The organism is Mesorhizobium sp. WSM4830 (assembly GCF_055811495.1).
Genome location: NZ_JBVVQI010000001.1, coordinates 524,072 through 549,460, shown reverse-complemented (window position 1 = coordinate 549,460; position 25,389 = coordinate 524,072). Strand labels below are relative to the sequence as shown.

The 25,389-nt window shown below is 59.4% G+C and carries 25 protein-coding genes and 1 pseudogene; 13 read left to right on the top strand and 13 right to left on the bottom strand.

The genetic code is table 11. The features are described from left to right. Positions 1-7 precede the first annotated feature (7 nt). From AC0L2Y_RS02770 to AC0L2Y_RS02760, 3 genes are all read right to left on the bottom strand, one after another. Entirely contained in the window at positions 8-421 is a 414-nt protein-coding gene (locus AC0L2Y_RS02770) for a hypothetical protein (RefSeq protein WP_473553631.1), read from the bottom strand. Further along, positions 418-651, bottom strand: coding sequence for a hypothetical protein (locus AC0L2Y_RS02765; RefSeq protein ID WP_473553629.1), 234 nt, complete (start codon positions 649-651; stop codon positions 418-420). The genes AC0L2Y_RS02770 and AC0L2Y_RS02765 overlap by 4 nt, the downstream gene beginning before the upstream one ends. Positions 652-764: 113 nt before the next feature. After that, positions 765-1,064: a hypothetical protein gene (locus AC0L2Y_RS02760; RefSeq protein WP_473553628.1), complete on the bottom strand. Its 300-nt coding sequence runs from the start codon at positions 1,062-1,064 to the stop codon at positions 765-767. A 231-nt stretch (positions 1,065-1,295) separates the two neighbouring features. Here AC0L2Y_RS02760 and AC0L2Y_RS02755 point away from each other — a divergent pair, with 231 nt between their 5' ends. The 9 genes and pseudogenes from AC0L2Y_RS02755 to AC0L2Y_RS02715 all read left to right on the top strand — a co-directional run. Continuing rightward, positions 1,296-2,438 (top strand): helix-turn-helix domain-containing protein, encoded by a 1,143-nt coding sequence (locus AC0L2Y_RS02755; RefSeq protein ID WP_473553626.1) that lies wholly within the window; start codon positions 1,296-1,298, stop codon positions 2,436-2,438. Between the two features lie 420 nt (positions 2,439-2,858). Beyond that, a complete protein-coding gene (locus AC0L2Y_RS02750) occupies positions 2,859-4,508 on the top strand; it encodes a putative bifunctional diguanylate cyclase/phosphodiesterase (protein WP_473553698.1) in 1,650 nt (549 codons plus the stop codon). A 154-nt stretch (positions 4,509-4,662) separates the two neighbouring features. Then, complete coding sequence (locus AC0L2Y_RS02745; RefSeq protein ID WP_473553624.1) at positions 4,663-5,205, top strand: ubiquinone biosynthesis methyltransferase UbiE; 543 nt, start codon at positions 4,663-4,665, stop codon at positions 5,203-5,205. Next, entirely contained in the window at positions 5,202-6,380 is a 1,179-nt protein-coding gene (locus tag AC0L2Y_RS02740; protein ID WP_473553623.1) for a methyltransferase domain-containing protein, read from the top strand. The genes AC0L2Y_RS02745 and AC0L2Y_RS02740 overlap by 4 nt, the downstream gene beginning before the upstream one ends. Continuing rightward, on the top strand, positions 6,377-8,743 hold the full coding sequence (locus AC0L2Y_RS02735; protein WP_473553622.1) for a SpoIIE family protein phosphatase: 2,367 nt from the start codon (positions 6,377-6,379) through the stop codon (positions 8,741-8,743). The genes AC0L2Y_RS02740 and AC0L2Y_RS02735 overlap by 4 nt, the downstream gene beginning before the upstream one ends. A gap of 2 nt (positions 8,744-8,745) precedes the next feature. Beyond that, positions 8,746-9,306 (top strand): slr1658 superfamily regulator, encoded by a 561-nt coding sequence (locus tag AC0L2Y_RS02730; protein ID WP_473553620.1) that lies wholly within the window; start codon positions 8,746-8,748, stop codon positions 9,304-9,306. 18 nt (positions 9,307-9,324) lie between these two features. After that, entirely contained in the window at positions 9,325-9,663 is a 339-nt protein-coding gene (locus AC0L2Y_RS02725) for a slr1659 superfamily regulator (RefSeq protein ID WP_473553619.1), read from the top strand. 226 nt (positions 9,664-9,889) lie between these two features. Next, positions 9,890-10,498 (top strand): ATP-dependent DNA ligase, encoded by a 609-nt coding sequence (locus tag AC0L2Y_RS02720; protein ID WP_473553618.1) that lies wholly within the window; start codon positions 9,890-9,892, stop codon positions 10,496-10,498. A gap of 101 nt (positions 10,499-10,599) precedes the next feature. Continuing rightward, positions 10,600-11,110: pseudogene (locus tag AC0L2Y_RS02715) on the top strand (TOBE domain-containing protein); the annotation flags it as partial. A 302-nt stretch (positions 11,111-11,412) separates the two neighbouring features. On the opposite strand, the gene AC0L2Y_RS02710 reads toward AC0L2Y_RS02715, so the two are convergent. From AC0L2Y_RS02710 to AC0L2Y_RS02675, 8 genes are all read right to left on the bottom strand, one after another. Next, positions 11,413-11,775, bottom strand: a complete 363-nt coding sequence (locus AC0L2Y_RS02710; protein ID WP_473553616.1) for a hypothetical protein — start codon at positions 11,773-11,775, stop codon at positions 11,413-11,415. 144 nt (positions 11,776-11,919) lie between these two features. Continuing rightward, positions 11,920-13,035 carry an ABC transporter substrate-binding protein gene (locus AC0L2Y_RS02705; protein WP_473553615.1) on the bottom strand — a complete coding sequence of 372 codons (1,116 nt, stop codon included), beginning with the start codon at positions 13,033-13,035 and terminating at the stop codon, positions 11,920-11,922. 77 nt (positions 13,036-13,112) lie between these two features. Continuing rightward, positions 13,113-14,081, bottom strand: a complete 969-nt coding sequence (locus AC0L2Y_RS02700) for an SMP-30/gluconolactonase/LRE family protein (RefSeq protein ID WP_473553613.1) — start codon at positions 14,079-14,081, stop codon at positions 13,113-13,115. Between the two features lie 25 nt (positions 14,082-14,106). Beyond that, entirely contained in the window at positions 14,107-15,162 is a 1,056-nt protein-coding gene (locus tag AC0L2Y_RS02695) for an ABC transporter permease (RefSeq protein WP_473553612.1), read from the bottom strand. Positions 15,163-15,180: 18 nt separating this feature from the next. Further along, complete coding sequence (locus AC0L2Y_RS02690) at positions 15,181-16,677, bottom strand: sugar ABC transporter ATP-binding protein (protein ID WP_473553610.1); 1,497 nt, start codon at positions 16,675-16,677, stop codon at positions 15,181-15,183. Positions 16,678-16,753: 76 nt separating this feature from the next. Next, on the bottom strand, positions 16,754-17,644 hold the full coding sequence (locus AC0L2Y_RS02685; RefSeq protein WP_473553608.1) for an NAD(P)-dependent oxidoreductase: 891 nt from the start codon (positions 17,642-17,644) through the stop codon (positions 16,754-16,756). 2 nt (positions 17,645-17,646) lie between these two features. Beyond that, on the bottom strand, positions 17,647-18,222 hold the full coding sequence (locus tag AC0L2Y_RS02680; RefSeq protein ID WP_473553606.1) for a gluconokinase: 576 nt from the start codon (positions 18,220-18,222) through the stop codon (positions 17,647-17,649). Further along, the gene (locus AC0L2Y_RS02675) at positions 18,191-18,958 is read right to left on the bottom strand and encodes an SDR family oxidoreductase (RefSeq protein ID WP_473553604.1); all 768 of its coding nucleotides are present in this window, start codon (positions 18,956-18,958) and stop codon (positions 18,191-18,193) included. Before AC0L2Y_RS02675 ends, AC0L2Y_RS02680 begins: the two co-directional genes overlap by 32 nt. A gap of 142 nt (positions 18,959-19,100) precedes the next feature. Here AC0L2Y_RS02675 and AC0L2Y_RS02670 point away from each other — a divergent pair, with 142 nt between their 5' ends. Both AC0L2Y_RS02670 and AC0L2Y_RS02665 read left to right on the top strand, forming a co-directional pair. Beyond that, the gene (locus AC0L2Y_RS02670) at positions 19,101-20,021 is read left to right on the top strand and encodes a 2-hydroxyacid dehydrogenase (protein ID WP_473553697.1); all 921 of its coding nucleotides are present in this window, start codon (positions 19,101-19,103) and stop codon (positions 20,019-20,021) included. A 14-nt stretch (positions 20,022-20,035) separates the two neighbouring features. Continuing rightward, positions 20,036-21,070, top strand: a complete 1,035-nt coding sequence (locus AC0L2Y_RS02665; RefSeq protein ID WP_473553603.1) for an L-idonate 5-dehydrogenase — start codon at positions 20,036-20,038, stop codon at positions 21,068-21,070. A 2-nt stretch (positions 21,071-21,072) separates the two neighbouring features. Here the strand turns inward: AC0L2Y_RS02665 and AC0L2Y_RS02660 are convergent, their stop codons facing one another. Beyond that, positions 21,073-22,065, bottom strand: coding sequence for a LacI family DNA-binding transcriptional regulator (locus AC0L2Y_RS02660; RefSeq protein WP_473553601.1), 993 nt, complete (start codon positions 22,063-22,065; stop codon positions 21,073-21,075). 863 nt (positions 22,066-22,928) lie between these two features. Next, the gene (locus AC0L2Y_RS02655; protein ID WP_473553600.1) at positions 22,929-23,240 is read right to left on the bottom strand and encodes a PilZ domain-containing protein; all 312 of its coding nucleotides are present in this window, start codon (positions 23,238-23,240) and stop codon (positions 22,929-22,931) included. A gap of 464 nt (positions 23,241-23,704) precedes the next feature. Here AC0L2Y_RS02655 and AC0L2Y_RS02650 point away from each other — a divergent pair, with 464 nt between their 5' ends. Continuing rightward, complete coding sequence (locus tag AC0L2Y_RS02650) at positions 23,705-24,943, top strand: pilus assembly protein TadG-related protein (protein WP_473553598.1); 1,239 nt, start codon at positions 23,705-23,707, stop codon at positions 24,941-24,943. A gap of 5 nt (positions 24,944-24,948) precedes the next feature. Beyond that, positions 24,949-25,389, top strand: a complete 441-nt coding sequence (locus AC0L2Y_RS02645; RefSeq protein ID WP_473553597.1) for a TadE/TadG family type IV pilus assembly protein — start codon at positions 24,949-24,951, stop codon at positions 25,387-25,389.

Below are 25,389 nucleotides of genomic sequence, written 5' to 3'. Positions count from 1 at the left end.
GCGGGCGTCATAGAAAATACGCACGAGCGAGCGCGTACCCGGCCAAGATCAACATTGAAAGCACATAAAGAACCAGGAGCAACGGAACCACAGATGGTTCGCGATCGAAGGCGTCAGCTTCGTCCTGTTCCTCAAACAGGTTGTGGTCCAGCTTGGCTTTCGCGACCACCGTATGGTCCGGCCCAATTTTGCCGTCGGTCTCTCTCGAAATCTTCGTCGCGATATCCGCTCGGATCACTGGATCCTTCGGCAGGTCGCTCGAAAGCCGTTCGCAGATGCCAGCACGGCGTGAACCGATCAAGCGACTTGCACCAGGCAACCACTGGAGGGAGTAGTATTGAAACCACTGTGAACCCGTGCCCGCGGCGGTTTTCGAGTCCGGTGTCTTTGGCAACCGCGCGTCGCGACTGAACGGATTCATGCGACGCGCCTTCCCGCAGCCTTTTTCCGACGAGACTTGACCGCCTCAAGCAGTTCGCGCTCGCTGGTATGAGCATTTCGAAAAATGGCCACAACCATTACTGTCAAGGTTTCGGCAGCCGGGTCCAAAGGGTCGAGATGCTCATCCGCGCAGACCTGATCGAACACGCGTTCGCAAATAGCCAGGTCATGAGGGCTGAGGCAGGTGCGATTGAAATGCCGACGCAGCATCTGTGCGAACCTTTCAGGGCCCGCTGCCGTGCTTGCGGCGGGCTTTTGCTGATGAACCGCTGAAGCGATGGCTGTCTAAATGACAATGTCATCTGCAGTGCATAGGAATCAATTTACTTGGTTCCTGATTGCTCCGTTGTTAATCCTAGCATAAGCGCACACTCACGGGCTTTATATTGTCCAGTAATCATAAGTCTATAGTAATCCTGCCGCTTGTTTTCCGGGACGTGAAATCCGCGCCGAAATTCGGCTGCCTCTTTCGGAGTTCGGGTGCAACCGAGTTTGCTGGCGGTGACTTTCAAACTCGCCAGTGAGCATCCGACCTTTGCCGCAATGTTTTTCAACGGCTCGTTGTTACCGTATCCATCCAGAATTATCCTGCGACGAGTTTCGCTGTTGAGCCTAGTGGCCATTTTGGTGGTCTCCTCAACTGATATTCCACGATGCCCGATTCTATACGCACCAGGTTGAAGAGTGTCGTTGGCGTCGCATCCAGAAACTTATCTCGCAATGCATTTCTTGCCGTAATCCAGCGTGATCGCCGTTTCACTCGACTCGAGTTCACCAGTCTTGCCAGATGCCCGAGGTACACCACATGATTGAGACGGGCATGGGCATACCCGATTCGGATATGGCACCACGCGATGGACACTAAGCGGCAAGACGAGGTCCGCGCGGGGCAGCTGCGGGACCGTGATCGGCGTCGTTGGCCACGCGAAGATCAATCCCACAATGAAGACGCTCCATCGCCCGCGCCGGCGTTCGAACCTCTGTCCTTTTCGACGCTGGAACTGGCGCCAGAGGATCAGTTCGCCGCTTGGCAAGCGCATATGGCGCCGCTTGTCGAGGTCAGGTTGCCGGATGACAAATCATTGAACGATGGCTTTCCCGCCGACCACACGGCTTGGCATCTCGGGGGCATGCTGATGATTCAACAGCGCGCGCCGGCACATAGCTTCATGCGTTCCGCCGCGAAGCTCCGATCCAGTTCGATCGATCACTGGTATATCGTCTTGCCTCGTACCGGCCGGTCGTGGACGGAGATCGACCGCCTCGTTGCGGAAAACCAGCCGGGCAAGTTGGAGATCAGATCACTTGGCTATCCGTTTCGCGGGAGGGTAACGGACTCGGAAAGTCTTGTTCTCTATCTGCCGCGTGATTTGTTCTCTGATGCGGCGTCAACCCTCGATGCAAAGAACAATTCAATTCTGTCAGGTAACTTTGCCAACCTCTTGGTCGACTACGTCAACAGCATCGAAGCAAGGCTGCGCAGTCTCACCGCTGACGATCTACCCCGCATTGTGCACGCAACACGCAGCATGATCATTGCCTGCCTGGGGCCTCCGGCCGAACAGGCTGCGGCCGCCGAACAATTGAGAAGTGTCGCCCTAATGGAGCGAGCGCGTCGATACGTCCAAAACAATTTGGATGCAGCTCATCTCACACCGGATTCAATTTGCCGGGCGCTCGGCGTATCGCGCTCTCGTCTCTATCAGGTGTTCGAACCGAGCGGTGGCGTTCTCCACTACATACAAAGTCGCCGCCTTATGGCAGCCCATGTTGCGCTTAGCGATCCAGCGGACAGCCGGCGCATTGTTGAAATTGCTGAGGCCTTTGGGTTTAGCTCAGCGGCTAATTTCAGCCGAGCATTCAGCAAGGAATTCGGCTACAGCCCCCGCGAAGGCCGCAGTACTGTGGTATTGCCCCGCCCCGCCCACTCTGTTTCGCATGCCGGAGACAAGGAGGCCTCTTCCTTCGAAGGTTGGCTTAAGGCGCTCGGAAACTGATTACAGGATCGCGAAGCTGATTGGGCTGATTCAGAAGAGGGGTTGCCCGCGGTGGCGAAGGTCACGGCGCCTCATGAACCACAATATCTTCGTGTCGCGCCTACTGCGCATCAATCACACAGCTGATTCTGGCCAATTCACGATTTGTTAACGAACTGGGACGGTTCATCTTTATCGATAATTTGCCGCCAATCAAGGCGGAGAATACATGGAACTAACCTGCGGGCGACTCTTATTAAGACTGCGATTTGAAAGTTTGCCAAGCTCGGCAGTTATGCTATTTTTAGACTGGGGGGCGCGATTCTGCACCGCCTATGGAGGTGGTACTTGCCCTCAGAGGCTTCAGGCGTCGGCACCGAGAGTGAGGGGCTTTCATCGAGCGATGCTCCAAGTGTCGGCGAAGGCGTTCTGGCAGACCTTTTGGCGAACACGACCGAAATTTTGTCGTTCTATGACCGTGACTTTCGCCTGACGCACTACGCGGCCAGGCTCAAAGGCTTGTACGGAGGCGCGGTAGCGCCGGGCGCCGCCGTCTGGGAGATCTACCCGAGTTTTCTCGATACGAGCTATCGCGACGAATTTCTTCGTGTGTTCCAGGGTGGCTCTCCGGCCAGCATCGACTTGCCGCGATCATCGGGCGGAGCGCACCGGTCCGTTTTTGTGTTCACCACGGCAAATGGTGCGGGAATCATCGAATTAAGGGAGGACGGCGGGCGGAGCGCAGCGCAGGAACAAGAGCATGTAGTTCTGCTCCATCAGGCGACGCACGACGTGCTGACCGGACTGCAGAATCGGCGGCGATTCGGCGAGCGGCTGCAGCAGGCAATGGCGGCCCTCGGCGGATCAAAGCCGAAAGCCGCCCTTCTGCAAATCGACCTTGACGATTTCAAAGCGGTCAACGACACGCTCGGCCATGGAGCAGGCGACACTCTTCTTCAACTCGCGGCGGGTCGTATCCGCGACGCGCTGCAGGACGGCGAATCCGCTTACCGGTATGCCGGCGATGAGTTCGCTGTCATCCAATTGGGAAAGGAGCAGCCAGCAGAGGCTGAACGCCTCGCCGGATCTCTAGTCGACGCGTTCAAGGACCCGTTCCTCATCAACGGCATTCCCGTGTTCGTCGGCTCGAGTATCGGAATTGCTTTCGGGCCGGAGCACGGGACCGATGGCGAACAGTTGATGAAAGCCGCTGATATTGCTCTTTACGCGGCCAAGACAGATGGACGCGGCTGCGCTCGAACATTCAACCGTTCGATGCTGCTCTTGCTCGAGCAACGCGAGAATCTCAGGCGCAGCCTTCGAACCGCGCTGGAGCGCGGCGAGCTTTATCTGGAGTATCAGCCGCTCATTCGACCTCCCTCGTCAGTGACCGGTTTCGAAGCGCTGCTGCGGTGGCGGCACCCTGAGGTCGGAATCATTCCACCCAACGTGTTCATACCGATCGCCGAAGCTGACGGTCTGATGGACGAGATTGGGCGATGGGTGCTCGAGGAAGCCTGTCGCCAGGCGTTGACGTGGCCCTCCTCGCTGACAGTCGCAGTGAACCTGTCGCCGGCTCAGTTCCTTAGCGGTTCGCTGACGGACACCGTCGCTCAGGTCATCGACGCAGTTGGGATTGAAGCCGACAGACTTGAACTTGAGATAACCGAGAGGGTTCTACTTGAGAAGACGATCGACAATATAGACACACTGAATACGCTGAATGTCTTGGGAATAAGAATATCGCTAGACGATTTTGGAACATACTATTCTTCGTTGAGCTACCTAAAAAATTTTCCCTTCGATACGTTGAAGATAGATCAGTACTTTATTGCGGACTTGGAGACCGATCTCAAAAGCCAAACGATCGTGCGATCGATCATGAATCTGGCGCACGGCCTCGGGATAAATGTCACTGCCGAGGGGGTCGAGACAGCGGCACAGGCACGGTGGCTGATCAAGGAGAATTGCGATTGCCTGCAAGGCAACTTCCTGGGAAAGCCGCTTGGAGCCGAGGCGATCAGCGGTTTCATCAGGCGGTCTCCGCTGAGGGTGGTACGCGCGATGGAGGAATCAAAACAAGCGCTCTAGCGCCTTGCGCCCTTCGTTAACGGTGAGGCGGAGATTTGTAGAACGATCGAGGCAGATACCGCGAAATTCTTCGAGTCGGTGCGAGACTGACTCATTGCGGGCGCGGAGAAATTTTTCATCGCGGAGGCCATCACCCCGCGAGAGCTCAATACTGATGGAACAAGTGAGGATGCCGATGGGACCTGTTCATCATGACCTGGCTGGCGAGCCGACTTTTGAGCCGATGATCCAGATCGACATGGAAATCAAAGCGTTTGTCTCCGCTTGGAAGCATTGCGATTATGTCTCGACATACGTGGCCCGGATGATCAGTCAGAACAGGTCAGACTCGGTCCACCATTCAAATCTCTTTTCCTCTGCCTTCAACGAATTGCTGGAAGTCGCCTTTCGTACTCGCCATGCCGACGGCGAACTGGCATGCAGGGTGTCTCGCCATGGCGCGACGGACAGGATCGAGTTAACATTTCCTTGTGTGCCAGAGGAGCGCCAATTCTACGAAGAAGCCGTGTCGCAGTTCGTAGGAATGGAGGCCAGAGAGCGGTATCTCACTTCGGTGTCTGGGGATCTCGCGCCGAGCCGCGAGGTTGTACTCCTGGAATTGGCTGTTGACTACAATGCGACACTGTGGCTCGAGGACGCCGACGGCGATGCAATCAAGCTTGTCGTGGACCTTCCGCTTGAGGGCTTGCAACATTGAGCCCTTACGACCTTCTCCCGCGCTTCAAGGCGCAATACGACGCCAATAACCAGGAGTTCTCCATTTCGGGAGTGGTCCGGCCTCAGGGGATCGATGAGCTTGGGCCGAGCATAGCATTGCTCCGCGATGCGATCGGCCATGTGCGCGGCGTTCTCTACGTCAATGTCAGGCGCCTGACGCAGATGAACAACGCTGCGTTTCACAGCTTTTCGAGGATCATCATCGACGCTTGTCGCGCTCGACCCGATCTCAAATTCGTGGTCATCACATCAAGCGTCGTCGGATGGACCTCGCGAAAATTCGGTCGCCTGAGCGCAATCGAACCGAACATCACGGTCGAGGAGTATGACACCGAATTCTATCCGGGGCAGGGTTTCCTTGAGGAAGGCGGGTTCGTACCCATCCTGCGCACTCAGACAAAGTTGACTTGGCGCCACGAGCGCGCAATCTTGCCGCGACACGGCATGAGGTCCGGGATCGTCATGGCTGACATCTGTTGCGGGATCGGTGATTTCGCCGTGCTCGCGCAGAAGGAGTTCCAGCCGTCGCGGATCGTCGCCCTCGACCACTCCATGTCAAGCCTGAACTATGCTCGACGAGTGATGCAGGAGTTCGACATCCGGGGCATCGAATATACCTATGGCGATGCCTCGGAGATGCTGCTCGACGAAGCGCAGTTCGACTTGGTCACCTGCCGACATTCCCTTCAAATCTTCAATCGACCTGAACTCATTCTCAAGGAGCTCTACCGCATCTGCAAGCCGGGCGGTCGGGTCTATATCACCAACGAGAAGAACTCGCATTGCCTCGGCGAGCCCCGCGCCGAAAGCATTCGTTGGACCTACAATGAGGTAGCGAAGCTTTTCGGGCATTTCGAGATGGACGTCGAGCTTGGACCCAAGAGCCGGCGATACCTGATCGAAGCCGGATTCGAAGACATCCGTGTGGAGACCTTCATGGTCACTAACCTGGACGGGGATCCGCAGGACTTCGCCGATGTCATTGCGGCCTGGGCGGATGTCTATGCGGGCGAGATGGTGACCAGACGCGGCGATGGACCGGAGTTCGTCGCACGGTTTCGGCAGGGCTTCCAGGACCACATTTTCGCTGCGCTCCACCCCAAGGGTTATGCGGGTTGGCCGATCTGGGTCGCATCGGGGCGACGGCCGCAATGAAAGCCGATGACGAGCTAACACCGCGATTCGGCCTGCGCTCCTTTCGAGCGAAATTCGTATTGGTCGTTGGCGGCGCCGTGCTGTTCGATCTCCTCTTGAGCGGTGGCCTGGCGCTTTGGAATGTTCAAAAACTGTCGCGCGACGCCACTTCCGAAGTCGGTGAGGGCCTGACGACCGCAAACCAAGAATACATTCGTTCCTATGCCGAATCGACAGCGTTAAGCGTCGACCTGCTGCTCGATCGAGTCCATGGGGACGTCAAGGCCCTGGCGGGCGTGCTGCAGGCCCAGATCGACGATCCAAGCAGGCAACAGCAGGTCGGGGCCACGCTGTCGAAGGAGGTGCCCGGCTCCGTGAGGGTCGTCTACGACGCACAGGGCGATTGGGCACAGAACCTGCCGGGAGCGCCTTCCGTGGTCAGCGTCTGGGGCTACCTGCTGGGCGCCGACCACAATCCAATGCCAAGCGTTCAGCGGGAAATAGAAGACAGCACTGTGTTGGACCTCGTTGCGCCGACGCTCATGTCCAGCGGGTCGTCCAAACTGCAAATGTACTATATTGGTCCAAAGGAACGGCCGATCTTCAGGACCGTACCGTATACGGACCAGGCACAGACCTTCGACCGGCTCTATCCAGGCCACAACAAGGCGGAGTTCTGGGAGTTTTTCTTTCCGGGAATCTACGGGTCATGGCAGCAATGGGCCAAGGATCCAGCCTCGCGTCCGGTCCCTGACGATATCACCCAGACAGCGCCGTACACCGATGCGATCACGGGAAAGCTAATCGTCAGCTTTTTCCACCCGCTGTGGACGCGCGATCGCACCGGTATCGCTGGTACGGCGGGAGCAGACATCACTCTCGATCAACTCGCGGAAGTCGTCGAACGTGTGAAGATCGCTGAGACCGGGTTCGGCTTTCTCACAATGTCGACTGGCAACGTGGTGGCGATCAATCCGTCAGGCGAGGCAATCATCGGCCTGACTTCATCGAGCGATGCGGGCACCCAGGGCGTCACCGGCCTGGAGAGATCCCTGCGGGGAAGTACGCAGCCGGCTATCGCGTCGCTGCCTCTCGACCAGAACAATGACGGCGTCATTCAGCATGTCATGCTCGACGACAAGGGCGAACGCGTGCCCTACATTGTTGTCCTCAAAAGATTGAAGCCGACCAATCTGTGGAGTTCGGGACCGATCAAGTCCGAAATGATGTCGGTCGGGATCGTCGTTCCCGAACGAGAGATCTATGCATCCCTGTTCGCCGCGCAGAAGAGTATTTCCCGCGCAACCAACCGTATCCTGCTCTTTCAGATCGCCGCGATCGTCGTTTCGCTTCTGATTGTTTTTGCCGCCGTGCTCGGAATTTCGAAGCGGATCACCGCGGGCCTCAGGGCGCTTGCCAGCGCCGCCCAGCGGCTCCAGTCCAAAGACTATTCAGTCCGCGTGAGCATCCCAACGCGCGACGAAGTTGGAGCGGCAGGGGTGGCTTTCAATCGCATGGCTGAGCAGATCAGCTTTCACACGGAAAACCTCGAGCAACTCGTCGACGAACGAACCAGGGAACTTGGGGACGCAAATCAGGAGATTTCCGCACTCAACGAAAAGCTGCAGGACGAGAACGTTCGCCTTGGTGCCGAACTCGCGGTCGCCAGACAGATCCAGATGATGGTCCTGCCGAAGCAATTCGAACTAGAAGCGATTCCGGGGCTGGAGATCGCAGCCTACATGCGGCCGGCCGACGAGGTCGGCGGCGACTATTACGACGTCCTGCAGAACGGGCCACGGGTCAAGATCGGCATCGGCGACGTGACCGGTCATGGTCTCGAGAGCGGCGTGCTGATGCTGATGGTCCAATCCGTTGCACGTGCGCTGCAGGAGACCAACGAGGGGGATCCGCACCAGTTTCTCGATCGATTGAACAGGGCAATCTACAAGAACATCGAGCGGACGAACACCGGCAAGCATCTCTCGTTGGCCTTTCTTGACTTCGAGGACGAGCGGGTAACGCTATCCGGCCAGCATGAGGACGTTCTCGTCTTGCGCGCGGATGGGGAAGTTGAACGTATCGATACAATTGATCTGGGTCTGCCGGTTGGCTTGGAGAATGACATCTCGAAGTTCATTGCCACGCGTGACATCCTGTTCGGGAGCGGCGACGTGATCGTGCTGCACACAGACGGTGTGACCGAGGCCGAAGCCCAAGACAGAGAATTGTTCGGGTTCGATCGCCTCTGTCAGAGCGCACAAAAACGTCACGGCAGCAGCGCCGAGGACATCAAAACCGGGATTATCGACGATCTGATGGCCCATATCGGGGTCCAGAAGATCCACGACGACATCACCCTCGTGATCATAAGGCACAAATAGCCATGACAACGCTGTTCGGTACCCCTGACATTGCAATCGGGATGAAGGAGAGCGCCAGTCGCGTGCGGCTCTTTGACGGACCTCTCGACTTGAGTTGGCGTCATTGTGCCACGACCGCGGACTTCATCGCCGATCTTTTCGCGTTGCGCTTCCGGTCGTCCCGCAATGACTACATAGAAGTGCGGCACAGTATTGGATATCTGGTCAACGAACTCATCGAAAATGCCGTCAAGTTTCGCGCACCAGGTGAGATCTTGATCGAGGCGTCGATGGATTCGGAGTGCTTCAAGCTCAAAGTGTCGAATGACGTCGATGGTGAAGATGCCTCTAAGTTCCAAAGTCTCCTGGCGGATCTCACGGTTGGCGACCCTATGGACCTGCTGATACAGCGAATTGAAGAGAATGCCGCCAACCCCGACATGGCAGGCTCCGGACTTGGATTGCTGACGTTGATGAGCGACTACGGCGCACGCCTGGCTTGGATATTCAGCGCCACCGACGAAAGCGATCGGATTTGCGTGGAGACATATGCCTCCATTCCGATCTCGCAAATTCACAACTAGATGAAACGAAGCCAGGCTATGGAAATCAAGACAGACGACTACCGTGTGTGGACTGAAGGAAGCGAAATTTTCTTCGACGGTGCAATGCGGCTTGCCAGTTCCGAGGCCGGTGCGCCTATCACGGCGTTGGCGGCCAGTGTTCTTGCCTGTGATCCCGCTTCCATTACGCTCAATCTGAGGGACCTTCACTTTCTAAACTCGTCCGGCATCAACCTGCTGGCGAAATTTACCATCGAGGTGCGCAAGCATCCCGATGTTCGACTCGTCGTGCGTGGAACGCCCGACATACCCTGGCAATCGAAATCATTGCCGAATCTGAAGAAGCTGCATCCCGCTGTGGTGCTTTTGATGGACTGACGAAGGTCGTCCGAAATTAGCCAAAGGACGGCGTGCAAGAGCGCCGCAAGAGCGAGATATGTACGCCCGGATAAGTATTCGGATGCGAAGCTAACGACAATTCGGCGACGTGCGCAGATGCTCGCAATGGCTTGGTGGGGCCGGCACAGACGGCAGGCGTCCGAGTTGGGGGGATGTCGGGCCGCCTGTGCCGATTAGCCTCGCTGCGCAGCCAAAGGTGGCGCCATTGAGTAAGCGTGCCAAGGTCAACGGTGGCCGGCTGGAGTTCATTCCGCCACAGATCCCGACTTGGGTCGAGCAGCCGCCCGATGATGGGGGATGGGTTCACGAGATCAATCTTGAGGGCTACCGAACGCAGCTCATCATCGACAAAGACGGCGTGCGTCTTTACAACAAGAACGGCCGTGACTGGACCACGAAATACTGGCCCATCGCGCTGGCTGTCGAGCTGCCATGCCGGGCTGCCATTATCGACGGCGTGGTCATTGTGCCAGGCGACCAGGGCGCTCCCGATTACCCCGCGCTGGAAGCCACGATCTGGAACGAACCCAGCCGGCTGGTGTTCGTCGCGTTTGACATCCTCCATCTCGACGCTCGCAATCTAGCCTCCTTGCCCCTGCTGCAGCGCAAGCAGGCGCTGTGGCAACTGGTTGAGCACGGCCTCGGCAAGATCCAGTACAGCGAGCATTTCGAGGACAGTGCGCTAGCGATCTTCCGCGCGATCGAGAAGATGGGGCTCGAGAGCATCGTCTCGAAGCACGCCGACAGCCGCTACAGGAGTGGACCGTCGAACACATGGCTGAAGGTCAATTATTTCGAAGAAGCCGATTTCTGAGCGTCGACGACCGCCTCTGGCGCAACCGCGGGCTCGACGATTTCCGCATTGGTCGGCGGGCAAGTCGGGAATGGTCGTCATGCGTCGCGAAGCGGCATCCATTGCAGCCCAAGCGTATTCAGCGCGAGATCGGCATCACGATCTTCGTCACCCACGACCAGGAAGAAGCGCTGACGATGAGCGACCGCATCGGCATTCTGCGCGATGGCAAACTGGTGCAGGAAGGCCCGCCCGAGGAGATCTACGATCGGCCGAAGAGTGAGTTTGCCGCCACCTTCCTGGGCGACGCCAACATCCTTCGCGGCAACGCCACTGGTTACGGGCATCCGGCTGCCTGACGGAACGGGGATTGCCGCAGGCGCGGGTGCCAAGCTTACAGCTGGGGCCAAGGCAAGCTGCGCCGTGCGGCCCGAACGCATCCGCATCGTCACTGATGCCGAGGCCCCGGATGCGGCCGATGCGAATGTGCTGCGAGGCCAGGTGTCGAAGCGCATCTTCGCCGGTAATAGCAGCACCTACTTTGTCGAGGGTGCTGGCCAGACGCTCAAGGTCATTGTGCAGAACACCGGCGCTGCCAGGCTGGCGGAAGGTCAGGATGTCGTGCTGCGTTGATCGCCGGAAAGCACGGTCTTGGTCGTCGCGGGGTAGCAGGCCAGAGATACACGACTGACCGAGTCAGATGGGGAGTGTGGACGGCATGACTTTTGTGGCAAAAAGATTGCGGGATCCTGGTTGAGGTCGGCGCCAGAAACGCCGATACGCCCGCCTACGAGACCATCGCAATTGTTCGGTGGTCTTGCCGCCCGGAGCAAGCGATCCGGCAATGATGATGGACAACGACATGGTTGGAATCGCCGAAGGTCTTGCCGATTGACAGTGACATTTCACTCAGAAGCGGTGCGCCGGGCTTGCGGCTAGTGCGCCGTTTGCTGCTGTTTTGAGATCTGGTCAGGTGCGTAGTCATTGGCCTCGAAGACATGATGATGGACACGTCCCGTGAACATCTTGAGCAGCTCGCCGGTCACGTCCCGGCTCTGAGACCGGACATCGGACAGAAGCGCCCGGTTGCAGCTATCCATGTCCGAATACCGGATGGCGAGCGCCATGGCATAGACCGGAGCGCCCTCGTCCCGCACCGCACCGTCCAAGACTCGCACTTCCTCGGCTCCGGGAAACTGCGTCCACAGCGGCACCAGCTTCTCCTTGACGAAACGCCGAAACTCGCTCTCGCGTCCGGCGTGGATTTGACCTTCGAAGAGGGCGTAACGAATGATCATGACGAGAGTTTCCTAACTTTCTACCTGGGATCACCTGCCGCCCGGTGGCGGCAGTTAGCGGGTCAAGCAATTTTCTGAAGTTGCGACCACAACGTGAGTCTGGCTTTGCGGGCGCATCGCGTGAGGCGCCCGCTTGCCGAATGCCTATTTGCCCCAGATCTTCTTGTACTCGTCCCGGTAACCGTTGCCGGGGTCAAATGCATTGTTGGGGCCGCCGTCGAACTCCACATTGTCGGCCGTCACGACGTGCAGCGGCGACAAGTAGCCCGACCACTTTTCACCGGCAATGGCGCGATTGAGTTCGTCGACCAGTTGCCAGCCCTGCAGGTTGAGCGGTTCGGCGACCGTTACCTTCTGGAATTCGCCGGCACGGATGCGCTGATAGGCGGATTCGGAGCCGTCGCCGGCAGCGACATTGACCGGCGCGTCGGTGCCAGCCTTGCCGGCCGCGGCAAGCGACGGTCCCATGAAGTCGAAATACAGGTCGTTGATCGCCAGCGAGTGCGTCCACGCATCGCCGTATTTCTGCAGCAGTGAAGTTGTGAGCTGCGGCATGCGCTGCGAAGTCTCGGCGATCGGCGTGTCGACATATTCGAGCACCTTTCCACCCAGCCGCTCGATTTCCGCCTTCATCTTGTCGGCCTTGGCTATGGCGATCGCATACGTCGAGTCAGTGAAGATGATAACGCCGGGCTTGCCTTTGGCGTCGGCATAGGCCCAGTCGGCCGCAGCGGTAGAGACTTGCATCGCATCGGTCGAGACATTGGCGAAGACGTCGCTCTTTTCATCAGGCCCGATGACCGGTCCCGCATGCCATGAGACCAGCGGGATACCCGCGGACTTCGCCTGCTCCAGCGCCGGCGCCTGCTCGATGGCATCGAACCCATCGATGACGATGCCATTTGGCTTCAGCGCTATCGCCTGGCCGAAAGCGGCGGTGCGCCCGCCAATCGATCCTGCGCCGTCGATTACCTTGACCTCCCAGCCGATCGCCTTGGCCGCTTCCTCGACACCGTTGGCGACGCCGAGAATGCCGCCATTCTTGAGGTCCCCGGCAAGCACGACGATCGTCTTGCCTTGCTGGGCCTTCGGACCAGTGGTCGGGCCGTCCCAAGCGGTGACCTTCTGGGCATATTTTTGAACGACCGCCATGGCGTCGGCCATCTCGTCCGCGCGCGCTTGGTTTGAGAACAAGGACGGAGCAGCGGTCGTGATCATAATCAAGGCGATGGATGCTGTGAGGAATGTTCTGCGTTGCATGTTCGGTAACCTCCCTTGGCGTTTGAAATGTTTTGGCCTTCCCGAGAAGGCTTGAGATTGATCGGCACGGCGTGGTTTCAGGCGGCGATTTTTCCCGCTGCCGGACCTGAGCCGGCTGGCTGGGTGTTCACGTAGACAGCGTAGAGGGATGTTTGGGCGGTGATGTAGAGCCGGTTCCGGTTCGGACCGCCGAAACAAACGTTCGAGACAAGTTCCGGAACCAGGATTCGGCCTATCAAGGTCCCGTCCGGCGAATAGACGCGGACCGAGTCCGCGCTCGAGGCCCAGATATTGCCGCCGTAATCGACACGGAAACCATCGAAGGCACCCGCCTCGCATTCGGCGAAAGCACCGCGTGCCCGAGCGGAGAGACCGTCTTGCGCAAGATCATATGCCTTGATGGCCCGCGGCAGGCCGGGCACATGGCTTGCGCCGGTGTCCGAGACGTAAAGAATCTTTTCGTCCGGGGAGAAAGCGAGACCGTTGGGCTGGACCAGATCGGTGACGACGGCTCTCACGTGGCCGGAGGTCTCGTCGAACCGGTAGACATGGGATCCGCCGATCTCCGCCTTGGCAATGATACCTTCATAATGGCCCTCAATGCCGTAGACCGGATCGGTAAACCAGATCGTCCGGTCGGATTTGACAACAACATCGTTCGGTGAATTGAGCCGTTTGCCATCGACGGTTTCGACGAGGGTCTTCCAACCTCCGTCGTGCTCGAGCCTGGAGATGCGCCGGCCGCGATGCTCGCAAGCAACGACGCGGCCTTCGCGGTCGAGGGTATGTCCGTTCTGGTTGTTGCAGCGCGTGTCGAAGACGCTGACGGAACCGTCGGTTTCATCGTACCGCAGCAGCCGATCGTTGGGGATGTCAGACCACAGCAGGTGCTTAGCGGCCGGAACGTAGACCGGACCTTCGGCCCAGCGGCTGCCGGACCACAGCCGCTCCAGCTTGGCATGCGAAATCGTCAGCTTCCGGAACCGGTCATCCAATATCTCGTAGTTGCCAAGCGTTGTTGGCTGCAGACGGCAATCCACCGTCATTGTCCCTGGGCTGGTTCCGTGCCGGTCACTTCGCAGATTGCGCGACATTCTTGATCCTTGCTATGTGCGCCGCGCCGCGCTTTCGTTGCGCGTAGCCGGCAATGCCGATCGCAACGAGCAGTGTCACGCCGTTGAACAGGGGCTCGACGAAGAACGAGCCGCCGAACTGCTGGATGCCTGAAATGCCGACCGCAAGGATGATGACGCCGGTCATCGTGCCCCACACATTGACGCGTCCTGGTTTGATCGTCGTCGAGCCAAGAAACGCGCCGACGAGTGCCGGCAGAAGATACTCCAGCCCGACGCTGGCTTGCCCGATGCGCAGTTTCGAGGCGAGCAAAACGCCCGTCAGCGCCGTCAGGAAGCCCGATGAGATGAAGGCTCCAATGACGAAGCGGCGCACCGGAATGCCGTTGAGGGCGGCAGCTTTCGGATTGGCGCCGATGGCATAGACGTAGCGGCCAATCGGCAAATATTCGAGAACGATCCAGAGCGCGACGGCGATGCCCAGCACATCGAGCCCGGTGATCGGCAGCCCGAAAACCATCGTGCCGTTGAGCGCATAAAACCCGTTGGGCAACACACCAACCACTTGTCGGCCGCCAGTGTGCCATAGGGCCAGCGCATAGAGCACGGTACCGGTGCCCAACGTGGCGATGAAAGAGTCTATACGGGCTACTTCGACCAGCAGGCCGTTGAGGAAGCCGGTTGCCGCCCCAAGAAGCAGCACGATCATCACCGCCAGGGGCCATGGCAGGCCGAACATGGTTTGCAGGCTGATGGCAAGAATGTGCCACAGCACGATCCCATAGCCGACCGTCAAGTCGATGCGCCCGGACGCCATCGGGATCATTGCCGCCAGCGACAACAAAGCGATGATCGCCTTGTCGGAGATGATCGAGCGCAAATTGAGCAGCGTCGGAAACGTGTTCGGCAGCAAGACCGAAAACAGCAGGATCAACAACAGGGTCAGGATCACCAGCCCGTAGACCGGCAGCAGCCGAATAATCTTCTGCGTCAACGGCAATCCCGCCATTTCGCCACGGGTCGGCTCGAGTGCGCTGGATTCGATAGATTGCATGGCTTTGCTCCGGAAGGGTCAGGCGGCTTCGGAAGCCGATGCCGCGGTGATCACGGCGGAAGTGGTCAGGTCGTGGCGGGTAAGTTCGCGCACAATGCGTCCGCGCGAAAACACCAGCGCGCGATGGCAGATGTGGGCGATCTCCTCGAAATCGGTCGAGACCACGACCACAGCGAGGCCGGCTTCGAGCGCGCGTCCGATCAGCCGGTAGATTTCGGCCTTGGCGCCGACGTCGACCCCGGCCGTAGGATCTTCGGCGATCAGCAAAGTGCGGCCGGTGTGTAACCACCTGCCGACGACCACTTTCTGCTGGTTGCCCCCGGACAATGCCTCGATTGGCAGGTTCGGATCATTGGGGCGCAGCCCGACCGAACCGCCGATAGCTTGTGCGAGGGCAGCCTCCTTGTGCGGCGCCAGAAACGAGAAGAGGCCGCGCTTGCCAGCGCCGGGGTTGAGGAAGCTGTTTTCCCGGATCGACAAGGAGGCCGCGATCGATTCTTCGGTCCTGTCACGGGCTATCAGGCCGACGCCGGACGCCATCGCCGCGATCGGGCTCGACAGGTCCGGGTGAACGCCGCGTATCGTCACGGAGCCTGAAAATGGCTGACAACCGAACAGTGCCCGGCCGACCAGTTCCTGCCCGGCGCCGCGCAGCCCGACCAGGCCGAGCAGCTCACCCTTGCGCACCTCGAAGGAGACCGGACCGGCGCCGGCACAAACCAGATCGCGGACGGTGCAGATCGTCTTGCCGGCCTCTGTCGACGCCTTGGTAAAAACCTGACTTACAGGACGGCCGACAATCATCTCGACCAATTGGTCCGGCTTGGTGTCGGCAACCTTCTTCTGGCCGACCAGCTTGCCGTCGCGCAGCACGGCGACACGGTCGGCGATGCGGAAAATCTCGTCGAGACGATGCGAGACATAGATCATGCCCACGCCCCGCTGCTTCAGCGGGCGGATGGCGTCGAACAGGCGATCGACCTCGTCGGCAGGCAGGCTGGCGGTCGGTTCATCGAGCACCAGCACATCGGCCTCGGTGGCCAAGGCGCGAGCGATGGCGACCAGCGATTTTTCTGTGCGGGTCAAATCCTGGACACGCGTCGTCGGGTCGAAATCACAGCCGACGAGCTTGAGTGCCGCGCGCGCGCGTTCTTCGGTAGCATGCCAGTCGATGAGACCTGAGCGAACCGAGAACCCCTGGGCTAGGCCGACATTCTCGCCAACCGTCATCCAATCGATCAGGCCGAGATCTTGGTGAATGAAGGCAACCGACTGACGCTGGCTCGGCCGTGGCGGGCGGTGGTGATACGGCTCGCCACGAAACAGTATACGGCCGCCATCGGGCCGATAGATACCGGCAAGCGTCTTGATCAGCGTCGACTTGCCGGCACCATTTTCGCCGAGCAGTGCCAGGATCTCGCCCTTGTGGAGATCGAGCGTTACGTCGGAAAGAGCGCGAGTGCCGCCGAACTCTTTCGTAACCGACTTGAACTCAATCAGTTTTTCTTCGGCCACAAAGCGTTCCTCCCAAGATCGCCAGCTGATGTTATCGATAACATTTCCGGGCGTCAAGCGACAAAGTGTTCGATTGCTAGCCGGCAATCTTGCCGTCGAGAAGGCGCATCATCTCTGCCGAATCCTTCGGCCCCAGGCCAGCCGCGCAGAGCAGGCGATGGACCTCGACCACTTGCCCGGTCATCGGCATCGGCGTGTTGGTCTTGAGGGCGAAGGCCTGCAGCGAATCGAGATCCTTCAACATGTTGTCGATGCGGCCGGTCGGCGAGAAATCCCGGGCGGCGAATTTCACCATGAACTCCTGCATGATGCTGGAATCGGCGCGTCCCCCCTTAAGCGCCGCCGGGATTGCCTTCGGATCGACGCCGCCGGCCTCAGCGAGCTTCACGGCTTCGGCAACGGCCTGGAACAGGACAGCGCAGAAAAGCTGGTTGATCAGCTTGGTCGTCTGCCCGGCTCCGCTCGGCCCCATTAACGTGTAGTTGGCGCACAGATGCCGCATCACAGTGCGCGCGTGTTCGAAGTCAGCTGTTTCGCCGCCCGCCATGACAGTCAGTCGGCCCGCCAAAGCGCCAGGAACGCCACCTGAAAGCGGGCAGTCGACCCATCTCATGCCGGTCTCGGCCGAAAGCTGTCTTGCCATGTGAGCGGTGTCGGCCGGGTCGATCGACGACATGTCGATTAGGAGCTTTTCGGACGACCCGGCAACCGCGACACCGTTCTCGCCGAACACCACCGAGCGCACGATGTCGGTATGGTTGAGGCTGAGGACCACGAAGCTGCTCGCTCGCGTTGCCTCGGCAATCGAGGTGGCGGCAGCCGCGCCCTTTGCAGTCAACGCGGCGACCTTCGCCTTATCGAGGTCGAACACCGTCACTGCCTGCTTTGTCTCGACCAGGCGGGTGGCGATCGCCGATCCCATAATGCCGGCGCCGATGACGGCGACCTTCGCTGCTGCTTGTGTCATTTTCAACGTGCCTCGTTCTTTGTGCCGGCAGCATGGGGCTGCAGAAAATTGCCGAGCGCTTTCAAGGCCGCGTCGGCGATCCTGTCGACCGGAGCGTCTATATCGACGGTGACCACAAGCGGTTCATCGCCCGGGCTTTCCAGTGTGGCGAGCTGAGTGTCGAGCAGCGCTGGCGGAAAGAAGTGACCGCGACGTTCGGCGATCCGGGCTTGCAGCAGGGCGCGCGATCCCGCCGCGAATATGAACGCCAGCGGCCCACCCGCCGCATGGCGAAGGCGATCGCGATACGATTTCTTCAGAGCCGAGCAACTCACCACCAGCCCGCGGCCCTCTTCATAGGCCTGGCGCAAGGCTGCGCCCACCAGATCCAGCCAGGGCCAGCGATCATCATCGCCAAGCGGGATGCCCGCCGACATTTTCTCGACATTGCTACCCGGATGCAGCGTGTCGCCTTCGAGGAAGGCAACCCCGGTCCGCGCGGCGATCTCGACGCCGATGCTGGTCTTGCCGCAGCCGCTGACACCCATCACGACAATGAGCGCCGCCTCAGAGGCACGTTGTAATGCCGCCATCGACATAGAGCGTGTGTCCATTGACAAAGGATGAGGCCGGTCCGGCCAGGAAAATCGTCGCGCCGACCAGTTCACCGACTTCGCCCCAGCGTCCAGCAGGCGTGCGGTTGGTCAGCCAGGCCGAGAATTCGGGATTGTCGACCAGCGCCTGGTTGAGCGGCGTCTTGAAATAGCCAGGCGCGATGGCGTTGACCTGAAGCCCATGCTTGGCCCAGTCGGCGCACATGCCGCGCGTCAGGTTGCGCACCGCGCCCTTCGTTGCCGTGTAGGGGGCGATATTGGGACGAGCGAGTTCGCTCTGCACCGAGGCGATGTTGATGATCTTACCGCTCCGCCGCGGGATCATGTGGCGCGCTACCGCTTGCCCGACGAAAAACACGCTGGAGATGTTGGTGCGCAGCAATTCGTCCCACTTTTCGGCGGGAAAATCCTCAAGCGGCGTCCGGAACTGCATGCCGGCATTGTTGACGAGGATATCGATGGCGCCGACCGCATCCTCAATCTCCGCGACGCCTTTGACGACAGCAGCGTGATCGGTGACGTCGAAGACCGCGCTGTGAGCCTTGTGACCCTTGACCGCCAGTGCATCGGCAGCGGCCGCGACCTTTTCGGCGCTGCGCCCATTGAGCACGATTTCGGCGCCGTGCTGCGCCAGCCCCTGTGCCAAGGCCAGGCCGATCCCCTGCCCCGAGCCAGTGACCAGCGCCCGCTTGCCCGTCAAATCGAAGAGCGAACTGCTCATGCGCACCTCCAGACCAACCTCCCAAAAGCGGACACGATTTCGTTCGCGCCGCCCCTAGCCACTATTGACATGAATGTTATCGATAACATAGTCAATAAGAAAATGAATTCGCGGAGGAGACAACACCGTGACCGACATATTGATGACAGGTCCCTATCCGGATTGGGATATGGCAGACATCGAGGCCAAATATCGCGTCCATAAATTATGGCAGGCCGAGGACAAGGACGCCTTGGTCGCCCGTCATGCCGGCGCCGTCCGCGCCATCGCGACACGCGGCGAGCTTGGTGCCAGTGCAGCGCTGATGGCAAAACTGCCGATGCTCGAAATCGTCTCTTGTTATGGCGTCGGCACCGACGCCATAGACCTTGCTTACACCAGAGCGAATGGCATCCACGTCACCAATACACCGGATGTGCTGACCGAGGATGTTGCCGATATCGGCATCGGCTTGCTGCTCGCCGTCGCTCGAAAAATCCCGCAGGCCGACGCCTATGTCCGCGACGGCAGCTGGCGCAAGGGCAACATGCCACTGGTCACGCGCGTCTGCGGCAAAAGGCTGGGCATCGTCGGAATGGGCCGTGTCGGCGCGGCTGTGGCCAAGCGCGCCGCTGCATTCGACTGTGCGATTTCCTATTTCGATGTGCGCAAGCGCGACGACCTACCCTACGCCTTCGTCGGCGATCTGGTCGAGCTGGCACGACAGAGCGAATTCCTGATCGTGACGCTTGCCGGCGGTGACAGCACGAAGCACATCATCAATGCGGCGGTTCTGGCAGCACTCGGAACGCACGGCATCGTGATAAACATTTCGCGCGGCAGCACGATCCACGAGACCGCATTGCTTGCTGCTTTGGAATTGGGCGCAATCAAGGGCGCCGGGCTCGATGTGTTTTGGAACGAGCCGACGATCGACGAGCGCTTCCTGAGGCTCTCCAACGTCGTACTGCAGCCTCACCACGCAAGCGGCACGGTTGAGACCCGCAAAGCCATGGGTCAGCTCGTTCGTGATAATCTCGCGGCCCATTTCGGCGGACAGCCCTTGTTGACGCCGGTCGTCTGAGGAAGGACCACCTGATGAAGTCGATCGTCATTCATGCTGCAAAAGACCTGAGGATCGAAGAGACCGATCCAGATATTCCTGGCGATGGACAGGTGGAGATTGCCGTCGAGGCGGGCGGCATCTGTGGCTCGGACCTGCACTACTACAACCATGGCGGTTTCGGTGTGATCCGTCTTCGCGAGCCGATGATCCTAGGCCATGAGGTCGCCGGCACGGTCAACGCGGTGGGCGGCAGCGTTTCCTCGCTCGCTGTCGGCGACCGCGTCGCTATCTCGCCCAGCCGGCCGTGCAATGCCTGCCGTTACTGCTTCCAAGGCATGCAGAACCAGTGTCTTAACATGCGTTTTTACGGCAGCGCCATGCCGATGCCGCACATCCAGGGTGCGTTCCGCCAGCGACTGGTCGCCGAGGCATGGCAATGTCATAAGATCGCAGATCATGTTTCGATCAACGAAGCCGCCTTTGCCGAGCCCTTTGCGGTGACGCTGCACGCCGTCAACCGCGCAGGTTCGCTGCTCGGCAAACGCGTTCTCATCACTGGCTGCGGCCCGATCGGCGCGCTTTGTATCCTTGCCGCCCGAGCGCACGGCGCACGCGAAATCGTTGCGACCGATGTCATAGACGGCGTGCTGGCGAAGGCCTTGGAGATCGGCGCCGACCATACCATCAATGTCGCGACAAATAGCGAAAAGCTTGCTGCCTATAATGCTAACAAAGGTAGCTTCGACGTGATGTTCGAGGCCTCCGGCAACGAGCGCGCAGTGCGGGCGGGTCTAGATGTCCTAAAGCCGCGCGGCGTTCTCGTTCAGCTGGGGCTCGGCGGCGACCTTTCGATTTCGCAGAACCTGATCGTCTCCAAGGAGATCGAGATGCGCGGCAGCTTCCGCTTCCATGACGAGTTCGCACTCGCAATCGATCTGATCAACCAGCGCCGCGTCGATGTGAAACCACTTTTGACCGGCATCTATCCGCTCGATGAGGCGGTTGCGGCCTTCGAGATCGCCGGCAACCGAAACAAATCGATGAAGGTTCAGATCGCGCTAGGCTAAACTCAGGTGCTTTCGCGCTCAACGACACGATAACCAGTCAGGACGATTTCCTGTCCGTGGTTCTTCTCGCCACCCCGGATGATCTGGATGAGCCGGCGTGCAGCCTGCCGCCCGATGCCGTAACAATCAACATTTACCGTGGTGATGCCAGGATGGCAGAAAGCGGCAACCTCATAGTCGCCGAAGCCGGCGATGGCGATGTCTTGCGGGACCCGCATTCCGCGGCGCTTGCATTCCATTAGTGCCCCGAAAGCCGACAGATCCGAGACGCACAGCACGGCCTCAATGTCCGGCCAACGCTCCAGCATGCTGACGACGGCCTGCCCGCCCTGCTCGATCGAGATCGGCGGCACGCCGAAGGAAACAAGCCGGCCATTCGGCAGACCGAGCTCCTCGATGGCTCGGACGAAGCCTTCGCGCCGTTGGCTGCCGCGCGTGTCGCGCGAGGTCGTACCACCAATGTAGCCGAATTTCCGGTAGCCCTTTCTGGCGAGCGTTCTTACGAGAAGCCCCATTGCCTCTTCGTTGGAGAAGCCGACAACCTGGTCGATGGGCTTGGCCGGCAACTCCCAGGTTTCGATCACCGGGATGCCCGTGCTTTTCAAAAGTTGACGTGCCCGGTCCGTATGCGCGCCGCCGGTCAGAATGATGCCTTCCGGCCGACGTCGGAGCATGGCTTCGATCAGCTTCTCTTCCTTCTCGACCGTGTAGTCGGTGTATCCGAGCAGAAGCTGGAGCCCCGTGCTTTCCAGCTCATCGGTAATGCCGCGCGCCGTGTCGGCGAAATTTGAATTGTTGATCGAGGGAACGATCGCCGCGACAAATCCGGTCTTGCGCGAAGACAAACTGCCGGCCGACTGGTCGAGCACATAGCCCAGCTCGTTGACCGCGGCCATGATCTTTTCCCGAGTGGTCATGGAAACGCGGCCGCCGTCCTTTAAAGCGCGCGAGACCGTCATGGCCGACACGCCAGCCCGCAGGGCTACATCGACCATAGTCGGTGCTTGGCTCTCGAGGGGCCTCGACGACGCTGTCTTAGCCATCATGCCTCTGCGCTAGCCGCAGCAAACGGCACATCGTATGGCAGGAACTGGTTTCGGCTTTGTCCATTAGCCCGGCTCCTCTAGAATCAAATCGGTTGTATGTTATCGATATCACCGCTCTATGACAACAATCATCGCGTGAACTCAGGCAGCGGTAGGTTTACTGGGTGCGCCTGACGTTCTCTGCGGACCGGTGTTCAATCGAGCTAAACAAAAACCCGCCGCAGTTCGTGCGGCCGGGCCGATCAAGCGTTGTTGCACCAAGTCGGGCTCGGGATCGGGTTTGCCCGGCGCGCGCGGACCGTCAGGACACCATATGCGCATCAGCTGCAATGCGTCCACCAAGCGACAGTTGGAGTGACAAGGCCACATCAGCACCAAAATGTTAGCTCATCCCCGATCGCTATCGCCAGCAACAGGTGGCACCCGAAAAATTGCGGATGTGTTCGTTGAAGTAGCGACCTTGCGACTGCGGCCCGGACATAGCAAAGGCTCCCGCGAAAGCGGAAAATTTCCTTTGCCGGGGTACAGACTTTCTGAGGAAGACCTCTGCTAGTCGGCGCTCGCTTCCCGAGTTCCGCTCTGCCCCGAAGAATTAGATTCGGCCCGCGTCGCGGTGACGGGTTGAGGGCCAGTGGAGGAGAGCCTCAGACCGAGATTTGCCGAATGGTTTCAGGGTTTCAGAACGCGAGCGCCGCCACTGAAGGTGTCCTGCGCGCCTATGGTGGACGCGCGCAATTGGCGAAGGTGCCCGCCTAGGGGAGTGCTGGTTTGCGGGCCGGATGGCGGCGCGCTGACCTTCATCTTGCCGTCGGTCAGCCGTAGTGGAGTTTCGGTTTGGGCTCGGTGCCGGTGAATTTGACGCCGATACGGTCGTTGCGGCGCCAGCAAACCTCCGATCGATAGGCAAGTCCATCAACCGCGACGTAGAGCAAGAAGCGATCGGGAACCCGGGCTTCGGGCGCGACCTTCAGCTCGGCACCCCCCTCGTGTTGATTGCGCAAGGTGCAGCTGATTTCGGAATTCTGGATCCCGGTGATGATCGTGCCGCCCTTTAGCACACGGTGGCGGCGCTCGCGCCGATGCTCGCCGGAATTTTCATAAGGTGGGTTCGCAGTGTTTGCCATCAGTGTCAAATCAGCTGAATTCATCCTCTAGGCATAAAATACCTAAGACAGGCACACGGCAATGGATGCGTCAGGTCGCGTGTCACCGCGGACGCTTCAGTGAATCTATCGGGTCGCGCCAAAACATCTAGTGATCTGGCAAGCTCGCGGCGACGAAGAGACTTGCGCGCGCCGTGATGTGGACTTGTGCAGGCGCGGGCCCTCTGAAGGGCCGAATATCTGTTGCCGACGATCTTGAAGGCGCCGCCGATCGCGTCACTTTTGTTCGCCGTCAACGAACCCCATTTTGTATGTGAAATCATCGACACCGCGCCCCCAGTTGCCAGCGACCAAGAGGCTCGTTCGCGTTCGCCCGCCTCAGGTGGGGCGATGGACAGGATCTCTGAGTCAGAGCCCGCCCAGGAGGGTGCAAGTGGAGGGAATTTCTTATTCATTCTTTCATGTATTTGCGCCTACAAACCTCAATGGAATGGGTCGCCCATATCTTCGACCGGTTCGGCCGCGGTCTACGACGACGCCTCGGGAATAACGGCAACGTAGCCGTTGTTTTCGCGCTGTCCTTGCCGATAGTTGTCGGCGGTGCGGGCCTCGGTGTCGAAACCTCCTATTGGTACTACAGTAGCTTGAAATTGCAGGCGGTGGCCGACGCGGCAGCCTATGCAGGCGCTTTGGAAAAGGTTTCGGGATCAGACAAGTCCGCGATTGTCTCCGCCGCGACGCTTTCAGCAGCCTCGAACGGTTTTGCAGCGTCGGCAGGCACGATCGAAGTTTTCAGCCCCCCTTCGTCCGGATCAAGCGTGGCGAAAAACGCCGTTGAGGTAATCGTTCACCAAAACCTCGATCGATTTTTTACATCGATATTCACGCAGAACGCGGTCGGCGCACGGGCAAGAGCGGTGGCTCTCATCACTGACGCATCAAAAGCCTGCGCTTTGTCGCTCAATCCTTCCGCCCCGAAAGCGGCGCTGTTTTCCGGCAGTTCGACCATAAAAATGACGGGCTGCTCCGTAATGTCGAATTCGATAGCCGCCGACGCCATCAAACTTCAGGGATCGGCCAACCTTCAGGCCGACTGCCTCATATCAGCCGGCGGCGTTTCGCTGAGCAACCCTGTGACAACCGTTTGCGCCAGCCCGATAACTCAGGCCTTACCCGCCGGTGACCCGTTTGCCGACCTGCCCGCGCCACCGGCCACTGACTCTTGTCAAAATCCGAGATTGTCGACCCTGAACCCCGGGACATACTGCAGCGGGTTGAGCCTGAGCGGCAATGTTGCCCTCTCGCCCGGCGTGTACGTCATCGGAGGCGGTGATTTCAAAGCGAACGCGAACGCCAATATCTCCGGTGACGGCGTCTTCATCTATCTGGCCGGCAGCTCGGGCGTCAGCATGAACGGTAACGCCACCATCAAGCTTAGCGCACCCACGTCGGGCACGTATTCCGGTGTTCTGTTTTACGGCAACAAAGGTAACCTGACGGGGTCGAACACCTTCAATGGGACGGCGGATTCACTTTTGACCGGCGCTCTGTATTTTCCAACCCAGGACGTCAATTATCTCGGCAATTTCTCTGGCAAGGGTGGTTGCACCCAGGTCGTCGCCGGCACCTTGCAGTGGTCCGGCAACACCAGCATCAGCCAGGATTGCACGAGCCTCGGAATGCGCAATATTCCGGCGACGCAATCCGTTCGGCTTGTCGAGTAATTTTCGTGGAACGGCGATCCGTCCGAATTTTCCGGAGCGATTCAGGTGTTGCTGCGGTAGAGTTTGCACTGATTGTGCCCATCCTTTGCCTGGTACTTCTTGGCATCATTAACGGCTGGTCCTTCGTATCAAACACGTTGTCGATGCGTGCAGGCGTCAAGACGGCGGCGAACCTCGTGATGCAAGGAGCCGTCGAGGACGCCACCATCCAAGCTGTCGCTCTTTCGAGCTGGGAAAACCACCCCGATGGCGCGCAGGTGACGCTGAGCCGTAAATATATGTGCGGGAACATCGTGGTCGATCCATCGATCCTGTGCGACACTTTGAAAGCCCCCTCGGTCTTCCTCGTAATCCAGGCGACAGCCACCTGGTCACCGCCCTTCAGTTTTGGCGAGGTTTCCTTTTCACGCGAGCTCGGTCATCAACAGGTGATTCGTGTCCGCTGA